The organism is Brevibacillus sp. BD137 (genome assembly GCF_041644655.1).
GTDB lineage: Bacteria > Bacillota > Bacilli > Brevibacillales > Brevibacillaceae > Brevibacillus > Brevibacillus brevis_D.
In genome coordinates, this window is the sequence record NZ_JAOTNO010000005.1 from 231,534 (window position 1) to 249,589 (window position 18,056).

The 18,056-nt window shown below is 45.4% G+C and carries 16 protein-coding genes and 2 pseudogenes; 14 read left to right on the top strand and 4 right to left on the bottom strand.

Annotation, left to right across the window (positions count from 1 at the left end):
- Positions 1-285 precede the first annotated feature (285 nt).
- From ODZ53_RS13735 to ODZ53_RS13755, 5 genes and pseudogenes are all read left to right on the top strand, one after another.
- Positions 286-1,984: pseudogene (locus tag ODZ53_RS13735) on the top strand (molecular chaperone HscC).
- The gene (locus ODZ53_RS13740; protein WP_372677721.1) at positions 1,984-3,840 is read left to right on the top strand and encodes a J domain-containing protein; all 1,857 of its coding nucleotides are present in this window, start codon (positions 1,984-1,986) and stop codon (positions 3,838-3,840) included. The pseudogene ODZ53_RS13735 and the gene ODZ53_RS13740 overlap by 1 nt, the downstream one beginning before the upstream one ends.
- Positions 3,841-4,010: 170 nt before the next feature.
- On the top strand, positions 4,011-4,517 hold the full coding sequence (locus ODZ53_RS13745) for a DUF1266 domain-containing protein (RefSeq protein ID WP_372677958.1): 507 nt from the start codon (positions 4,011-4,013) through the stop codon (positions 4,515-4,517).
- Positions 4,518-4,764: 247 nt separating this feature from the next.
- A complete protein-coding gene (locus ODZ53_RS13750; protein WP_372677723.1) occupies positions 4,765-5,238 on the top strand; it encodes a YcdB/YcdC domain-containing protein in 474 nt (157 codons plus the stop codon).
- A 400-nt stretch (positions 5,239-5,638) separates the two neighbouring features.
- Positions 5,639-6,191 (top strand): annotated as a pseudogene (locus ODZ53_RS13755) (glutathione peroxidase).
- A gap of 259 nt (positions 6,192-6,450) precedes the next feature.
- Here the strand turns inward: ODZ53_RS13755 and dat are convergent.
- Complete coding sequence (gene dat / locus ODZ53_RS13760; RefSeq protein ID WP_372677725.1) at positions 6,451-7,302, bottom strand: D-amino-acid transaminase; 852 nt, start codon at positions 7,300-7,302, stop codon at positions 6,451-6,453.
- Between the two features lie 318 nt (positions 7,303-7,620).
- Between dat and ODZ53_RS13765 the strand changes: the two genes are divergently transcribed.
- Positions 7,621-8,958, top strand: a complete 1,338-nt coding sequence (locus ODZ53_RS13765; RefSeq protein ID WP_372677727.1) for a M28 family peptidase — start codon at positions 7,621-7,623, stop codon at positions 8,956-8,958.
- 212 nt (positions 8,959-9,170) lie between these two features.
- Here the strand turns inward: ODZ53_RS13765 and ODZ53_RS13770 are convergent, their stop codons facing one another.
- On the bottom strand, positions 9,171-10,178 hold the full coding sequence (locus tag ODZ53_RS13770; RefSeq protein ID WP_372677729.1) for a hypothetical protein: 1,008 nt from the start codon (positions 10,176-10,178) through the stop codon (positions 9,171-9,173).
- Between the two features lie 156 nt (positions 10,179-10,334).
- On the opposite strand from ODZ53_RS13770, the gene ODZ53_RS13775 reads away from it, so the two are divergent.
- The 3 genes from ODZ53_RS13775 to ODZ53_RS13785 all read left to right on the top strand — a co-directional run bounded on the left by ODZ53_RS13775 (position 10,335) and on the right by ODZ53_RS13785 (position 12,481).
- Positions 10,335-10,898, top strand: a complete 564-nt coding sequence (locus tag ODZ53_RS13775) for an NADPH-dependent FMN reductase (protein ID WP_372677731.1) — start codon at positions 10,335-10,337, stop codon at positions 10,896-10,898.
- A 99-nt stretch (positions 10,899-10,997) separates the two neighbouring features.
- Positions 10,998-11,429 (top strand): transcriptional regulator MntR, encoded by a 432-nt coding sequence (gene mntR, locus ODZ53_RS13780; protein WP_016739887.1) that lies wholly within the window; start codon positions 10,998-11,000, stop codon positions 11,427-11,429.
- Between the two features lie 122 nt (positions 11,430-11,551).
- Positions 11,552-12,481: a patatin-like phospholipase family protein gene (locus tag ODZ53_RS13785; RefSeq protein WP_372677733.1), complete on the top strand. Its 930-nt coding sequence runs from the start codon at positions 11,552-11,554 to the stop codon at positions 12,479-12,481.
- A 36-nt stretch (positions 12,482-12,517) separates the two neighbouring features.
- Here the strand turns inward: ODZ53_RS13785 and ODZ53_RS13790 are convergent, their stop codons facing one another.
- A complete protein-coding gene (locus ODZ53_RS13790) occupies positions 12,518-12,877 on the bottom strand; it encodes an ABC transporter C family protein (RefSeq protein ID WP_012686006.1) in 360 nt (119 codons plus the stop codon).
- A 36-nt stretch (positions 12,878-12,913) separates the two neighbouring features.
- Positions 12,914-13,861, bottom strand: coding sequence for a DUF1385 domain-containing protein (locus ODZ53_RS13795; protein ID WP_050763827.1), 948 nt, complete (start codon positions 13,859-13,861; stop codon positions 12,914-12,916).
- Between the two features lie 124 nt (positions 13,862-13,985).
- Between ODZ53_RS13795 and ODZ53_RS13800 the strand changes: the two genes are divergently transcribed.
- From ODZ53_RS13800 to ant(6), 5 genes are all read left to right on the top strand, one after another.
- Positions 13,986-14,498 carry a YqhR family membrane protein gene (locus ODZ53_RS13800; RefSeq protein ID WP_372677735.1) on the top strand — a complete coding sequence of 171 codons (513 nt, stop codon included), beginning with the start codon at positions 13,986-13,988 and terminating at the stop codon, positions 14,496-14,498.
- A gap of 140 nt (positions 14,499-14,638) precedes the next feature.
- Positions 14,639-15,079: a type II 3-dehydroquinate dehydratase gene (gene aroQ / locus ODZ53_RS13805; protein WP_199927140.1), complete on the top strand. Its 441-nt coding sequence runs from the start codon at positions 14,639-14,641 to the stop codon at positions 15,077-15,079.
- A 28-nt stretch (positions 15,080-15,107) separates the two neighbouring features.
- Positions 15,108-16,178 carry a M24 family metallopeptidase gene (locus tag ODZ53_RS13810; RefSeq protein WP_372677737.1) on the top strand — a complete coding sequence of 357 codons (1,071 nt, stop codon included), beginning with the start codon at positions 15,108-15,110 and terminating at the stop codon, positions 16,176-16,178.
- Positions 16,179-16,219: 41 nt separating this feature from the next.
- The gene (gene efp / locus ODZ53_RS13815) at positions 16,220-16,777 is read left to right on the top strand and encodes an elongation factor P (RefSeq protein ID WP_007725738.1); all 558 of its coding nucleotides are present in this window, start codon (positions 16,220-16,222) and stop codon (positions 16,775-16,777) included.
- A 143-nt stretch (positions 16,778-16,920) separates the two neighbouring features.
- Positions 16,921-17,775, top strand: coding sequence for an aminoglycoside 6-adenylyltransferase (gene ant(6) / locus ODZ53_RS13820; RefSeq protein WP_372677960.1), 855 nt, complete (start codon positions 16,921-16,923; stop codon positions 17,773-17,775).
- Positions 17,776-18,056: the final 281 nt, after the last annotated feature.

An 18,056-nucleotide genomic window follows, 5' to 3' on the forward strand; every position in this document is an offset into this window, starting at 1 on the left:
ACAAAACGTGGAAATGGCACTTTCAATGTATCGGGTTCTTGGTCCACAGACATTACACAGTCAGTAGCTGTGCCTTTCGTTGGGAGGAATGGATTTTCGATTCCAATTTTTTTCGCGACCAACAGAATATCGTTATAGTCCTTCAATGTCGAAGAATGACAGGAACCATATTATAAACCTTTTGTTTTTGATCGATTTTTAATACTATAAATACTATTGAATATAATTACTAAATAACGGTTGAGTTGTTATACATTACATGAGAAATGAGGGTATTCATATTCTATGACAACAATAGGTATTGATTTGGGAACATCGAATAGTCTGGTAGCTTTTTGGTGTGATAACGGTCCCGAGCTAATACCGAATGTGTTGGGAGAACACCTTACTTCATCTGTTGTAAGCATCGATGACAATGGTGAAATTCTGGTCGGCCAAATTGCAAAAGAGCGTCTCATTACCCATCCCCATGTAACTGCAGCAGCCTTCAAACGGTATATGGGTACAGAAAAGCTGTTTAAGTTAGGGCAGTATTCATTTTCTCCTGAAGAGCTGTCCTCTTTCGTCCTGAAAGCCTTGAAGGCAGATGCTGAAGCATTTTTTGGATATGAGGTTACGGAAGCGGTGATTAGCGTTCCGGCTTATTTTAATGACTCTCAGCGAAAGGCAACCAAGCGTGCTGCCGAATTAGCCGGGTTAAAAGTAGAGAGACTCATCAGTGAACCTACTGCCGCTGCGATCGCGTATGGACTTCATCAGGAAAAGTCCGATACCAAATTCCTGGTCTTTGATTTAGGTGGAGGAACCTTTGACGTTTCTATACTCGAATTTTTTGAAGGAGTCATGGAGGTGAAATCGATAGCAGGAGATAACTATCTTGGTGGCGAGGACTTCACAAAGATACTCGCTGCCTATTTTGTTGAAAAAACAGGGATGGATTCTGGGGCTCTAGATGCCAAGGCACACTCTGCCATTGCCAAACAGGCGGAACTTTGTAAACGGATGATCGGCCGGGATCTGATCGGAAAAATGAGCTTTACCATAAATGGCAAAACACATGAAATCAGCTTGGATCGAAATGAATTTGAGAAGCTTGCAAGCCAGCTCTTGCTTCGTTTGCGCCACCCGATCGAGCGAGCATTGAGAGACGCATCTCTTACTCCTGAGGAGCTGGATGCTATCATTCTCATCGGTGGTGCCACCAGAATGCCGATAATCAAGTCGACTGTTAGCAAAATGTTTGGACGCTTGCCCTACTCGCAAATCAACCCAGATGAAGCGGTAGCGATTGGAGCTGCGATTCAAGTTGCTCTCAAGGAGAGAAACGAAGCCTTAAAAGAGATTATTCTGACGGATGTATGCCCTTATACGCTTGGAACCGATATTGTGAAAAGAACGGCAAGCGGCTTTGAGGATGGTACATTATCTGCCGATCATTGAACGTAACACGCCCATACCTGTGAGCAAAGTAAAGCGTCTGTATACAGTCAATGATGATCAGACTGCGATTCTCACCGAAATATACCAGGGGGAGAGCCGCCGTGTCGAGAACAACATCAAACTGGGGGAGCTCAAAGTAGAGGTGCCAAAAGGTCCCGCAGGCCAGCAGTCTATAGATATCCGCTACACCTATGATATTAATGGGATTTTGGAGGTTGAAGTTACTATAGTCAGTACTGGCTTGAAAAAGAACATGATTATCGAGAAAAACCCAGGAAGCCTGTCACCTGAGGAGATCGAAGCTCGTCTTAACGAATTGAGAGATATCAAAATCCATCCGCGTGACAGGGCCGAAAATAGACTGTTGCTTGCTCGGGGGGAACGGATGTATGAAGAATCCCTTGGGGACAAACGCACAGAAATTGCATATTTACTGGAAAAGTTCGAAGCTGTGTTAGCCACACAAGATCAGCAACTGATAAAAAAGGCAACTTTAGCGTTTAAAAAACAACTGGATCATTTAGAAGGGTGGTTCGACTACTAATGGGTGTGTGGGAAGTACTGGAGATTGAACCCACAGAAGATATTCCATCGATTAAAAAAGCCTACTCCCAAAAACTGAAGGTTCACCACCCCGAGGATGATCCGGAAGGCTATCAAAGGCTAAGAGAAGCATATGACTATGCAATGAAGGCTGCGAAAAAGGGAGCCATCAAAGAAACAGGCCCGTCGTTCAGCGATGAAAGCAACATCCATATCTGGCCCAATCCTCCCAACACGGTCGAGCTAACAGTTGAAACGATAGACCGACCAGAAGAGATTGACCCAGTAGATGAATTCATGGAACAAGTTGAAGAGGTGTATTCTGATTTCTCTTCCCGTATCAGCCATGAACAATGGTCAAAGCTTTTAAATAACGATATTGTCTGGAATGTAAGGCTCAATGAAATAGTAGAAGTAACATTATTGGATTTCTTGCATGAACATCGGTTTCTCCCTAAGAGAGTTTGGGAATCCATCGAATACTGTTTTCGTTGGCGTGAACTAGCAACAGAAGATCCGGACGATCGAATGGAGCATTTCACCGAAGAGTTTTACCATTTTTATTGTAGACAATTGGATGAACCTGCTCTTCGTTATACCTTTATACAGCATGCAGCTGATTTAGACTACGATGTGTTTCTGAACAAGCGGGAGACGGCATATCAGGCACTTAAGGAAAACAATCTGGAACTGGCAGGTCAATCGCTTGATGAAGCCTATGCGATGTATTCAGATGATCCTGACTTGCTTCGGCTACAGGGTGAATACTTCCTTCGAATGGGTGAAAAGGAGTCTGCTCTTGCTGCAATGGAACACGGAATCCGCATTTATCCAGATGACATCGACTGGTATCTGATTCGATCTCGGATATGGTATGAAACCCATCAATTCGTAGAAGCAAAAGACGAATGTCTGTACGTCCTCTCACGTATGCCTGCCAATATGGGTGCCCTGCGTCTGTTGGGGAAATGCTTCATTCAGCTTGGTGAGTTAGAGAAGGCAGAGGAGAACTACTTGAAGATATTGGAGAGTTTTCCGAATGATATCGATGCCATAACCAGCCTTGCCCATATCCGTTCTGAGATGGTGGAGCGGGCCAAGCGGAGGACCTTTTTCACCAGAAGATCAGTCATAAAGAGATTGTATAAAAAGCTTGGGAAGCCAAATTTTTTTGGCAGTGTGAAACTGTTTTGGATGCAGTTGCCCAAAGCAGGTGTCGTATTCATTCTATCCTTAATTTTTTTTCTACATGTTTTGTTATCTAATCCTTTCATTAATGATTCCGGATTAACACCTATCTCCTATCTAAAAAATAGGATTCATCCTGTAGAACTATCTTCCACTGAGGTGCTGAATCAACTGGATTATTCTGATATCGCCCAAATAAAGCTTCCCAGTGTTCATTTTCTAGGAATAACAGAGTATCATTTAAAAGCCCAAACCGGTGCTATCAGTACTCGATATAATTCTTCCTACAGTAAGCAACGTAATTGGGCTCGAAGCATTCTCCCCACAGGGTGGTTTTATGTTGCTAAGCTTGATAACTCATCAATCGTTTTATTGGTCTCAGATGCCAATCAGGCAGTGCAAATACAAAAAAGTAATTTCATTGATTCGCCAGGAACAATCGTGAAAATGCCGCAAGAGTTACCTGAGTATGTATGGGAAGTTTTGCAGATTACAGAATTTGGATCCAAATACAAAGATTCCAAATTTGTTGTCGATAAACTAATTGTTGTACATAATGTCACTAATGAAGTTCCCGTCAAAGCAGTGATTTATTCCGTATTGTTACTAGTTCTCTATGCATTGTTGCTTCGACTGATTGTCAGGACCTACAAAACGGTCCGATTCTAATAAGGAGGAACCGATGGCACCCACCTTCTTACATATAATCAGAAGGGTCACAGATTATTTCTGCGAGCTCTTTCGTCGTTTGCTTTAGCAAAAGTGGAGCCTACTATTATGCGTTATATCATGAAAATTTAAGTAGACGAACGTGCCTATTTCTTCTTAAGGAAAAACAGATTACAGATAAGACCGCACTAATTGATACAATAAAATGGCTCATATCGGAAGGGAAGAGGGAAGAATTCAATCGTCTCCGTCATTTCTTATTTGCTTTTTCCGAATCAGAACGAACGGCATACATTCAAGCGTTACCCGAGGACCATCAATCGAAATCTCAGTTGATTCTTGTCGATTACTATTCGAGATGTCTACCTTCAGAGGGGATTGCTGCTCATGACTATGCTTGGTGCGTCCTTTTATCCAGAGCTGGTTTGAAACTCGGTTACTTGCAAAAGGATCAGGCAATGGAATATATGTTAAGTGCTGCAAGACTGGCACAACAAGCGTATTCCGGATGGAGTGAATATATTGCCGGTTTTGTGGCAGGAATTGATTTTTTGATTCCGGATACGTCTTTCCAAACTGCTAAAGAAAATCGAGGTTTCTACACCAAGCTGCTCGCCTCTAGGCACAGTCCCATGCGTCAAGTTGATTGGAATGTAGCTCTCAACAGTAATAAATGATCTGACCTTCGTGAAATATCAGTCCTCAATCGTACCAAGAAGATGTAGGGCTGGCTTGATTTTGAGTAAACCAAACAAATGTTCACAACATAGAGTGGTCACCAACACGTCCTCGTCGATTAACACGAGGGCGTGTTTTTAAATAGAAGTATGGGATTATATGGGGATATTGGAATGATATGCGACGCAAATAATTGCCCATCCGTCTTACCATTGGTTGGATCGATGCTCTAACCGGCAAAGTTCGATGAACGATTCAAATAAAGGTACTCCTGCATTTGATCTGGTTAGCCTCACGACAGATGAACAGAGTGACCGGCTCATCGACTTCGATCTGAATTTGCCAGACCAACGAAAAACAGAGCAGAAAATCAGTGTAGAGGAAGCGAAGAAAAAAGAGATCGCAGCACTCGTACCTTATCTTGACCCTGCGTTAACGGAGCTATCGCTTATCGTAGAGACTCCTGAAGAAGATATTCCGGAGTGGGTAGACAAGAACAAGCTGGATAAGGAAGAGGATAATGCGTATTCATTCACTTTCCTCGGAAAACGCAACGGGGTCGAAGTATCTGACGAGTCTTATATGGTGGGTGTAGACAAGGCAACGGGTACGATTGCTGAGTTAAACCTCCACCCCTCTCAACCCGCGCATTACCCTTCCAGATTCAAAGAAGATTGTAAGTGCAGCAGAAGCAAAAGAAACGATCCAACAAGAAATTGACCTAGAACTGGTCTACGTGTGGGAGCAGTATGATGGTCAAAGAGCTCCCGAACCGCAGTTGGTCTATCAGCGCAAATGGAAGAATGGCTACAGCTTTATCGATGCTTCGACAGGGGAGCTCGTCAAGGTGTCCCGCCAATAAATGACGTAACAGCCGATTTGCTCTCGCAGCAATATCGGCTGTTTTTTGGTGCGCCTAGCATGGGCGTCGTTGTTCACTGAAAAGTCCAGTCCTAGTATTTCAAGGCACCGAATGATTTGGATGATATAGTTTATTCCTATTAACATTATTAATACTATATATTAGGCCAATAGTGGACGTGGCCTTATTATGTAATTAAACTGCGGACGTCTAAATTTCGGTTTTGCAAAGGCAACATCATAGGGGAGGAACGATATCATGTCGATTTATGATTTTCAAGTCACCTCAATTAATGGAAAGCTTGTTGAATTGTCAGCTTACCGAGGGAAAGTTCTCCTTATAGTCAACACTGCCAGTAGGTGCAGCTATTCTCGTCAATTCGCTGGTCTTCAAAAGCTTTACGAAAGTTACCATGAGCAGGGGTTTGAAATACTTGGGTTTCCTTGTAACCAATTCAACGAGAAAGAGCCAGGGAACAACTCGGAAGTGCGGGAATATTGTGAGAGCAACTTTGGAGTGACCTTTCCGTTATTTGAGAAGATGGAGGTTAGAGGTCAGACTGCTCATCCATTATTTCAATTTTTAACAGAGCAAGCGCCATTTCAAGGTTTTTGATACTCAGACCTCGGACGGTCAATGGATGCAGAGCTTTCTGCAAGAAAAGTATCCTGACATATACGCTGGTGTTGAGATCAAGTGGAATTTCACAAAGTTTTTGATCGAACGGAACGGTCATGTATACGGAAGATACGAAACAACGACGAAACCATTGGAAATAGTGCCAGTAATTAAATCACTGCTTTTAAAGTAAATGAATATTTTCGGCCATTCAATTAAACATCCCCTGTAAAGGCTAAGAAATGGCCTTTGCCAAAAAAAGAAGAACTAACGAAGACGTTAGTTCATTCATAGGCCGAAATAGCAGCGGCAGTCTAAGACTTTATATTTCACATCTTAGTCCGCGGCTGTTTCTTTTATTGCACCAGTCTTAAACTTATTTTGCAAAGACTGCCGAATATATTTGAAAAACCGCGTTAGATCAATAACTCCAGACTAAAACGTTATTTTCATTACACGAGTACACTTGTGTTGATATGCTGTTCAAACAAGTTTTGTAGCGTAAGCACGACAGCTCCTGGCTGTCCGTTGCCGACTGCGACACCATCTACCGAGATGAGCGGCATGATTTCCGCGGTCGTGCTGGTGAGGAATACTTCATCGGCTTGCTTTAAGAAAGGAATGTCGAATGCTTCTTCATGGACAGCGATGCCATTGTTCCGAGCCAAATCAATCACCACTTGGCGAGTAATTCCGTGCAGGATCAGATTGTCAGCCTGATGCGTATACAGTTCGCCATTTTTTACGACGAACAAATTAGAAGCGCTACACTCTGTGATGACGCCGTTGCGGTGCAAAATCGATTCTTGGGCACCTACATCCTTTGCGTATTGTTTGACTAGAACAGCGCCTAGCAGGTTGAGCGTTTTGATATCGCAACGCAGCCAGCGGATATCTTCAACGAGCTGAGCAGTCAAGCCTTTCTTCATATCGGCGACAGGGCGGTCCTTACGATGGACAAAGCCCATTATCACAGGCTGGATTCCGGAGGGAATATCGTGTACACGTGGAGCGGAGCCACGAGATACTTGCAAGTAAAGGCTGGCGTCGTCATTCTCCGTGATGTTGTTCTTGGTGATCAGCTGATTCGCTAAGTCTGTCAGCTCTTCTGCGCTCCATGGAAGCTCCATTTTTATTTCTTTGGCACTTCGAAACAATCGGGTTAGATGTCCATCCCATTGATACATGCGCCCCTTATAAATGCGTACTACCTCATAGATGCCATCCCCAAAGTTATAACCGCGGTCTTCTGGATGAACTGCGACTTGCCCTTCTTCTACCCATTTCCCATCTACATAGAGCATGGTACTTCCCCCTCAATGGATTCCATTCCGTTTCTTTCAAACGGTTTTTTGTTGATTCCACCTTAGCAAAAGGCAAGGACATCGGTCAATTTGAAAGTCGCCTTTTCTTTATCAATAATTTTACGGAGTAAAGCCCCTTTCTATTAAGATTTCATATGGAAGGAAGTCACGCGAAAAATCGACGTTTTGGGCAGAACAAAGCGAAAGCTGTCCAGGGATGGCGCAGGATGAAGTTATTTGACTAACTATTCTGACTAGACTCGGTTTGTCGTAAACGCCCATAATAAAGAGCAAAGAGCGAAGGAAAGGGAGAATGCCATGCGATCTGTCCGTCATTACGCGCTATGTGCCCTGCTTGCCTGTGGAACGATATTGCCGATACCTTTCCTTTCCCATCGTGTTCATGCAGAGGAAGCTCAAGATTGGATCGATAGTGAACGCTTGTACAGCCATGTCGAGCAATTGGCAAGAACAGCCCGTCCACCTGCTACTGAAACGGAATTTGCGGCAGCTGTCTATGTGGAAAATACACTTCGCTCTTACGGGTACAAGACAAAGCTCGATCCTTTTTCTTATTATACGTACCGAAAGCCAACGACTCTATCCCTGACGATGGAAGAATGGCCGGGTCAAAAATGGACAATAAGTGGATTTACTTTTGGGATCAATGGAACCTCGACAGCAGAGGTGGTGGATGCAGGCTTGGGTAGGGCGGTTGATTTTGCGAATGATGCCTCCCGGGGAAAGATTGCCTTGGTCAAGAGAGGCGAGATTCCGTTCGGAGAAAAAGTACGCCAAGCAGCGGCTGCCGGAGCTGTTGGACTGATCATCTGGAATGATCGGGAGGAAGGCTGGAATGCTTCCCTGGGCGAACCCTTGGATATCGCTGTTCCTGTAATCGCTTTGTCCAATGCGGATGGCACGAAGCTCCAAAAACGCATCATGGACAAGCGGCCCGTAAAGGGAACCGTCAAGGTAGAAGGAGCCGTAACAACCAAGCAAACCTCGTATAATATCGTGGCAAGCCGAAAGCCCAATCAAAATGACACCGGGCAGGTCGTCATGATTTCTGCTCACCATGATTCCGCCGGGATATCAGCTGGGGCAAATCACAATGGCTCCGGTGTAGCGGCCTTGCTTGAGATAGCTCGTAATATGGCTGACAAGCCGATTGATACCGAAGTGAGGTTTGTCAGCTTTGGCGCGGTTACGTCGGGAAGCAGAGGCCCAATTGCTTATGCGAATGCCTTATCAGCCAAAGAGCGACAAGCCATGATAGCAGCCTTCTATGTCGAAGGGGTGGGCAGCCAAAAGACAGAGCTCGTTGCAACCAATCCGCTGGGTAAGGAAAATTTGCCAATCCAACTCCTAAGAGCAGCGGGGTTGTCTCCTAGCGATAAGGCTGGGACGCGTGAACGAATCGGCGCGGCAGACTCTTTAGCCGCCGCAGGTATTCCTACCGCACTTGTGACGAGCGCAGGGGCGGGACAAGCAACAGATGACTCTATCGCACAGATGGATTGGGAACAAATTGCAAAGGCGACGAAGGCGGTCCTTTCAGCAATTCACAAAATGACAGAACATACAACGCCAGCTTATCCGATGGGATCTCCAAATGGGGGACAGCTAAGAGCGGAAAGTGAGGCCCTGCAGTAAACGTCTCCTTCGGGGGACGTTTTTCATTTGTGGTAAAATGAGGGAGAGAAACCATGGATAGAGGAGGCCTACGTGACGATGAATCCGTTGAATATTTTGGTGTTTATCCTTGTGTTCTTGGTCGTGGTTGGAATAGTGAATTCACTCCTATAGTGTGAAAAAAGTGGCCAAGACTCTGTCTTGGCCACAGGAGCTACGAGTAAACGATCAGGTCAATTCGGTTGCTTCCAAACGTACCAGCCCATTAAGAACATGCCGCAATAGGTCGCTGCACTGGCGATGGCAGACATACTCCATGGAACAACGAGTGTGAGAAGAGAGAATACAAATACGGTAAGCAGCATGGCGACAATCAGCGGAAGCATTTGCAGATGTTGACGTGTCGCTATTGGATGTGACAACGAATAGAGTAGGGCGGCGACGATGACTCCTCCATGCACAAATGAGAGGATAGCGAGAAGCCAATCGCCACCTGGCATCATTTGAACTAAAATTTGTTTAATGGGCAGTACAGAGGCGTGGGAATCATGCCAGTGGGCAAGAAGAATAGCTTGACCTAACAGCGTGAACAAAAGGAAGATTCCGGCTCCGATCATTGCGCCCATCCGAACCGTTCGCTCATGGGACGCATGTACTGCCAGTGGTAAAGTCGTGGCAAAGCCGATGAGAAAATGCAAGGCTAGGAAAAATACGGCGTGAATCAGCCAGTTCACATTCAGTTGATAGCCCAAGCTCGGTATTGGTACATGGGATTGTGCGCTGAAAATCAATCCGAATAATAATAAACCGCCGGATAGAGATATGGCTGTTGCGGTGACAATCCATCGCCAACGATTTAAGATAAAGAAGACGGCTGCAATGGTCAGAAGGATGAACCATAGGGGAGAGAACTCCTCCAAGAGGAAATCTGCCTGTTGGCCAAGCATGACTCCTGTATACCCCAATAGCAGAATGTGGGTGATGGCAGATAGGCTAGAAGCGAACGCTTCGCCAAACAATACGTAGTACAGCTCGTACAGGGAGCGAATTTGCTTGCGATGGCAAAAGGTCAACAGCTGGACGCCGAACCAGCCGAGGCCAAGAGCCGCAAGGGCAATGCCTATTGTCCCCCAGGAACCGAAATAAGTAAAAAAGCGTAACCATTCATATCCGCCCAAGTAGAATCCACCTAACGCAGACCCTGCAAAAAGCACGGCGATATTCCAAGCGACTTTGTCCATAGGCATCATCCTCACTTGCAACTTGGTACAAGTGTATGAAGCAAACAGGCTTGTTCAGAACAGATGATATTAAATAAACATAAATGTTTACAAATTATACTTAATGGAATATAATGAGGAACATACCAGTATTTAGATTATCGATGAGGTGAAACCATGAAAATTGTAGGAATAGCCGGAAGCATGAATGCCAATTCTACGACAAAACAAGCGATTCATATTGTTCTTGAAGCCGCAAAGGCTGCAGGTGCCGATGTTGAAATGATTCATCTGGCGGACTGGAAGCTGCCGCTGTACGATGATCGTGACGATACCAGTACGTACCCTGAAATTGTCCATCGATTTGTCAAAACGGTTTCTGAAGCAGATGGACTTGTGATCGGTTCGCCTGAATACCATGGCACAATGACAGGTGCTTTGAAAAACGCCATTGACTTCCTGGAAGGGCGCATTTTGCGTGACAAGCAGGTTGCCATCATTGGTGTCGCTGGTGGAAGCATGGGTGCTACGAACACGGTCAACACCTTGCAGTTAATCATGCGCAATTTACATGCATGGCCGCTGCCATCTAGCCCTTCCATCCCAAGTGCTTACAATGCCTTTACACCAGAAGGCAAGCTCAAGGATGAGCGATTGCAGGCGCGCATGGAGCAGTTGGGTCAACAACTCGTACAATATGTCCAAATGATGAATCCAACAACAGAAAAACAGCTGCGATAGGTACTTTTCTCTTGCAAATGCTTCTCATTACGCGGTATCATATTTCTACGTGCCTTTTTTGGCAAGATGAAATAACGGTTTGGAAATGAGGGGTTCACAATGCCGCCGACGCCGAGTATGGAAGACTATTTGGAACGCATTTACAACTTAATTGAAGAAAAGGGCTATGCTCGTGTCTCCGATATTGCTGAAGCGTTGGAAGTACATCCCTCTTCGGTCACGAAAATGGTTCAGAAACTAGACAAAGACAAGTATCTCGTTTATGAAAAATACCGTGGGCTTGTCTTGACGCCAAAAGGGAAGAAAATCGGGAAACGCCTTGTGGACCGTCACACTCTTCTAGAAGAATTTATGCGGATCATTGGCTTAGATGAAGAGCATATTTATCAGGATGTGGAAGGAATCGAGCATCACCTGAGCTGGGAATCGATTACATGTCTGGAGTATCTGGTTCAGTACTTCGAGGCAGATCCAAAGCGTATAGAAGAGCTTCGTAACATTCGTTTGTTAGATGAGCAAAAAGAGGAATAGTCTATCTCGTTATCGTATTATAGCGCAAGCCGATCAGGCTTGCGTTTTTTCTTTGTGGTAACGGAAAAGCTGTCGTCTTATACATGGAAAATGGGGAGGAATTTTAGGGAGGGGAAAACAAGGTGAAAGCGGATGCAGTCTTTGAAGGTGGCGGCGTAAAAGGAATTGCTTTTATCGGTGCCTTGCGAGTCATGGAGGAGAATGGATACTCCTGGGAAAGACTCGCAGGTACCTCGGCAGGCTCCATTGTTGCAGCTTTGCTCGGCGCAGGCTATTCCAGCCATGAGTTGAAACCGATCTTTGAAGAGCTGGATTACCTTCACTTTCTCAAACGCTCAGGGCTGGTCAGGCTTCCTCTCATCGGACCAATCTATGAACTAGTCGTGCGAGAAGGGATTTATCGAGCAGATCGAATCGAGTTGTTCATAGAGGAGTTGTTATTACGAAAAGGAGTACGAACATTCGGAGATCTTCCTCCTGGTAAGCTGAAGGTTGTCGCATCTGATGTCACAAACGGAAAAATGCTTATCCTTCCCGATGATTTGGCACGGTATGGTGTAGAACCCGATCATTTCCCGGTGGCACGAGCTGTTCGCATGTCTTCCTCCATTCCGTTCTTTTTTCAGCCTGCAAAGCTGACAAGTGCTGGACATGTGCATTACATCGTCGATGGCGCATTATTGAGCAACTACCCCGTTTGGTTGTTTGATGTACCAGGGACTCCGCGGTGGCCGACGATTGGTTTTCGTCTGACTGATGATCAAGACAAGAGAGAAGCGACTAGAATCAAAGGTCTTTTTTCCTTATCCCGGGGATTGCTGGCGACTATGCTCGATGCTCATGACCGCCTGTATGTAGAAAAGGCAAAAGCCGTTCGGACGATTTTCATCCATACATTAGGGGTGAGAACCACTCAATTTCAGCTGTCAAAAGAAATCAGGCAACAATTGTTTGAGTCAGGGGAGGCAGCGGCTCACAAATTTTTGGCACAATGGGATTTTGAAGATTACGTCAAAGTGTTTCGCAATCATTCACCGAAAATACTGGTCTAACAAAAAAACAGGTCGCCGATTCAGGCAACCTGTTTTTTAGTGGGAGATATTATTTTGCGATTTTTCGTCTGGTTTCTCTTTTTGCTTCCCTTTGCTGCCTTCGATCACACGAAACGGATGATCTTTTCTAGGAGGAGTCGACTGCTTTTTCACTGCTTGCCGAGCGATGGAGGGCTTTTGCTTCACCTTGACCTTTGGTTGTCTAGGTTTGCCTGCTCCAGCGCCTTGTGAAAAGAAGGAGCCGGTTTGTAAATAGTTGCGCACGACCAAGAAAAGGACAACGGATAATCCCAAGATGACAATCGTACTGATAGGATCATTGAAGAGGGTGACCAAAAATCCGTAAATCGCCAATACAATCACTATCAGAATCACTGGTGGAATGCGGCGTAACATAGGGCTTCACCTCTATGGGAATAAAAATGCCTCACGTTATCCGGTCGTAACCATTCTTTCCTGCACGTGCTTCTGATCAAGCTCCCGCATCTTTTGGAAGGAAGCGATGGCTACCTCGACTTGGCTGTCATCTGGTTCACGAGTTGTGATCTTTTGCAACCACAATCCTGGATAACCAAGGTAACGTAGGACGGGTACATCACGGAGCTTGTTTGTCCACTGCAAAACCTCATAAGAGACGCCGATTACCAGTGGCAAAAGAACAATGCGTTGTACGACCCTCTCCGTCAGGGAGTCATAACTAAACAGGGAGTAAATCACAACACCGACGAACACTGAAAAAATGAGAAAGCTGCTCCCGCAACGATAATGCAGAGCGGAAAATTTTTGCACATTGGCTACTGTTAATTCTACCCCGGATTCGAACGCGTTAATCACTTTATGCTCGGCTCCATGGTATTGAAAAAGCCTTTTAATCAACGGCGTTTGTGCAATGGCAGTAATGTAGCCGAGGAGGAGCAAAATTTTAAATCCGCCTTCAGCCAACGTTTGAGGAACGCCATCCGGTACCCATTTTCCTAGTAAAAAGTCTGCCAGGAAAACGGGAACGAGTGTAAACACGAATTTCCCGAACAGGAAGGAAAGTACTCCGACGACAGCAACACCTAAAATCATGGTGAGCTTCGATGGACTTTCGGAGGCTTCTTCTCCAGACTCCTTACTGTATTGTTCAGAGGCGAAGTTGAGATGTTTGGCCCCATTGGCGCTGGCTTCAACCAAACCAACAATCCCACGCAAAAACGGAATCTTTTTTAGCGTAGTAATCCATTTATATTCGGACCTTGGGGATTCAAAATACTCAATTTCATGATTTTTTTTGCGAACAGCTGTAACGGTCGTGGTTTTGCCACCGAACATAACACCTTCGATGACGGCCTGACCGCCGTAGCTAGGTACGTTTTGTTGCGCCAATTCAATCACCATCCTTACCACTATATTAACGGAAATGGCGACTTGAAGCTACAAGGAGTTCGTATTTTTCCAACAAATGTAAAGCGGAAGTGAAAAGCTTAAAGGAAGAGCATACTAGAGAACAGAGGTGATGGAAATGGAAATAAGCAAGACAGGACGAAGGCACAAGCAAGCACGCATATCCCATACAGAAGAAGGCAGGCAAGGGAGTAAAAGAGTCTCCTTCTCGAAGATTTTGGAGGTGGCATTCTGGGGAACGATTATTTGGGGGCTCGTTCGATTGATGGCTCACTTTTTGCACATGACCCCGTACGGAGTCGGAGCATTTGCTCGTCCCTTTATCGGTATCGAGGACGAAAATACGTTTACGAGCGTGTGCCTTGGTGGTATCGTGCTGTTCGTTGAAACTTTCGTTGCTTCATTTGTATTCAGCTTGCTATTTAGTCGGATCCGTGTGTGGTGGTTGGGGCTCGTCTACGGGGCAGTCATGTTAGGGATAGCGGGTTTCTTCTTTCATATCGGAAATTGGGAGGTTGCCACCTTAAGTACGGAAGGCGCTTGGTATTTGACGTTTGGCTTGTTCCTTGGGATGACAATCATGCTCGAGCAATCAGACGAGAATCATGCATGGAATGAGTACACAAGGTAGGAGGATTTCTCCGTTCCTTGTCAAAATGGATGTAGCAATGTTCGAAATGTTGCTTTGGCGAATGTCTACTTTGGATTCAGAGCGGCTTGTGGTAAAATGTTTCATTAATAAAAAAACTTTTATAGGGAGAGGGATGGTCGATGACTTCCGTCTTGTTATTGAACGGGCCAAACTTGAATTTATTGGGGACGAGGGAGCCGGATGTTTACGGAAGGGAAACGCTGGAGGATGTGGTGACAATCCTGACTGGTGTCATGAATGAGTTGGGCGGAAAGCTTGAGCATCTCCAATCGAATCACGAAGGTGCCCTCATCGACGCGATTCATCAAGCGAGAGGTGTCCATGACGGCATTCTGATCAATCCAGGCGCATTCACCCATTACAGCTATGCGATCCGAGACGCTTTGGCCAGTGTAGCTCTTCCGACGATTGAAGTACATATTTCCAATATTCATACACGGGAACCATTTCGCCATCACTCAGTCATCGCACCTATTACGATTGGACAAGTTGTCGGGTTGGGGATCGATGGATATGAATGGGCGTTAAGAGCACTCGTCCGTAAAGTCGAAAAAAAATAAAAGCTTTCAAAAAGGGGAAAAGGCTGCCATGAAACTACGTCTGCATAAATTGCGCGATGCACTTACACAAGTTGGAGCAGAGGCGTTTATTACCGAAAAAACAGAGAATCGCTTCTACTTGAGCGGTTTCACTGGATCAACGGGATGGGTAATTGTCACGGAAACAGAAGCGTTTCTCGTCACTGATTTCCGCTATGTGGAACAAGCGCAAGAACAGGCACCTGAATTTACAGTGGTCAATAACGAGAGAAAAGCTGTGGAAGCGATGGCAAAGCTCTTGCAAGAAAAAGGGATCAAGCGCTTGGCATTCGAGAGCAGCGTGTCCTTTAGCACGTATCAGGAATGGAACAAAGGATTCGACGGAGTAGAGCTGGTGCCAACAAGCGGTCTGCTTGAAAAAATTCGCATGTTTAAAGACGAATCCGAGATGGTTATCATTCGTGAAGCGGTTCGTATCGCGGAAGCAGCATTTACGCATATTCAAGGCTACATCAAGCCAGGTGTGCGTGAAGCCGATGTTGCCTTGGAATTGGAGTACTTCATGCGCAAGCAAGGTGCGACAGGCTCTGCTTTTGATATAATCGTAGCGTCAGGTGTGCGCGGCGCTCTGCCACATGGACGTGCGTCCGAGAAAGTGATTCAGGCAGGGGAAATGGTTACACTCGACTTTGGTGCTGCTTATCGGGGCTATCATTCCGATATCACACGCACATTGTCTGTAGGAGAACCAGACCCGAAAATGCGTGAAATCTACGATATCGTTCTGCGTGCCCAGCTGGCAGGTTTAGAAGCACTGAAGCCAGGTGTATCCGCAAAAGACGCTGACGCAGCAACGAGAGATCTCATCACAGCAGCAGGCTATGGGGATGCCTATGGACATAGCGCAGGTCATGGTCTCGGATTGGAAGTTCACGAGCTGCCAGGGCTGTCGACTGTGAGCACCTTCGTATTGGAGCCAGGTATGCTCGTAACGATGGAGCCAGGCATTTACGTGACAGGACTTGGTGGCGTTCGAATCGAAGACGATGTGTGGATTACAGCTGATGGCCATGAGAACCTGAACAAGTCTACGAAAGAGTTGCTCATTTTGCCTGTGTAATTTATACTTATTCTGTTATTGATTGATTTGGGAGGACTACCATGATCTCTGTAAACGATTTTCGTACCGGTTTGACAATCGAAGTGGATGGCAATATTTTTACCGTGCTAGAATTCCAACACGTAAAACCAGGTAAAGGTGCGGCATTCGTTCGCTCCAAACTGCGCAATCTGCGTAGCGGCAACACAACAGAAATGACCTTCCGCGGCGGTGAAAAAGTTAACCCTGCCCGCATCGAATCCAGCACGATGCAATACCTGTATGCGAGCGGAGACGAGTACACTTTCATGAATACTGAAACATATGAGCAAATGACGTTCACTCAAAAGCAAATCGAGCGTGAACTGCGTTTCCTTAAGGAAAACATGAACGTGCAAATCATGCAGTACAACGGAGAAACAATCGGTATTCAATTGCCGAATACGGTTGAACTCGTTGTAACTGAATGTGAGCCAGGTGTAAAAGGTGACACTGCTTCTAACGTAACAAAGAAAGCAACCTTGGAAACTGGTTTCGTAGTAAACGTTCCTCTCTTCGTAGAAGAAGGAGAGCGTCTGATCATCGATACTCGTACGGAAGCATACGTTTCCCGCGCGTAAAAGTACAGATTGCAAGAAAAAGCTGTGCCCAATTGGGTGCAGCTTTTTTTATTTGCTTCTCCTCTCGATGTGGGATTGTAAAAATTATGCAATTCCACTACATTTAGTAGTACAGAGAAATAGTAATGTGGAGGGGCATGGCTTTGAGAACGGAACAAGAAATGATGAACATGCTGGTTGATTTCGCTAGGAAGGATGATCAAATCCGCTTGGTAACCTTGGAAGGGTCACGCACGAACAAAAATATACCCGCTGATCCTTTCCAAGATTATGATATTTCGTATTTTGTGACTGAGATGGCTTCTTTCAAGGAAAATGATCAATGGCTCGATGCTTTTGGGAATCGGATCATGATGCAAAAACCGGAGGATATGGAGCTTTTTCCGTCCGAGTTAGGGAATTGGTTTTCCTATCTCATGCTATTGGAGGATGGAAATAAAGTGGATCTGACGCTGATTCCGATAGACGAGACAGAGCAGTATTTTGCAGATAGCGACGGTCTGGTTGAGATTTTGCTGGATAAAGACGAGCTTATCAAACACGAGGTGCTCCCTTCCGATCGCCAATATTGGACCCGGAAGCCAAGTGCTAGAGAGTTTGATGACTGCTGCAATGAATTTTGGATGGTCTCTACTTATGTTGTCAAAGGTTTGGCGAGAAAAGAAATTCTGTTTGCGATTGACCATCTCAATGAAATTGCCCGACCAAATTTGCTCCGCATGATGGCTTGGCAAATCGGATGTGAGAAAGGATTTACCTTTAGTGTCGGGAAAAACTACAAATTTATCGACCGCTATCTTCCAAAAGAAGATTGGGAAGCGTTACTATCCAGCTATAACGAAAACGGCTACCCGCAGATGTGGGAATCGTTATTCACTTGCTATGAGCTATTTCGAAAGTACTCCAAAGCGGTGGCAGAAAATCTCGAATATCCGTATCCAGCTTACGATGAAGCCATTACCAAATACGCGGAACATATCTACCATTCATGGAAGTGATGGATGGAACTCAACCGCCTTTTATCAAGGGCGGTTTTCTTATGTTTTGTAGACGCTCGACCAACAAAGCTGACGAGAAGAAAAAGCACAGAGCTCGTAGACCTTGACAACGCCTACCCAGTCGGAACTTAAAAAAGGAGACCACGCCTGTCGAACACTTCTTCTTTGAAATTCTTCCGCCCGTAGGGTGGCTTTGGCTCGACGGTCCCCTTTTTTAAGTGTAGACGGCCAGTGATTCCCCCTTGCTGGCGTGTCAGAGTCGAAGAGCACTGTGCTTTTTC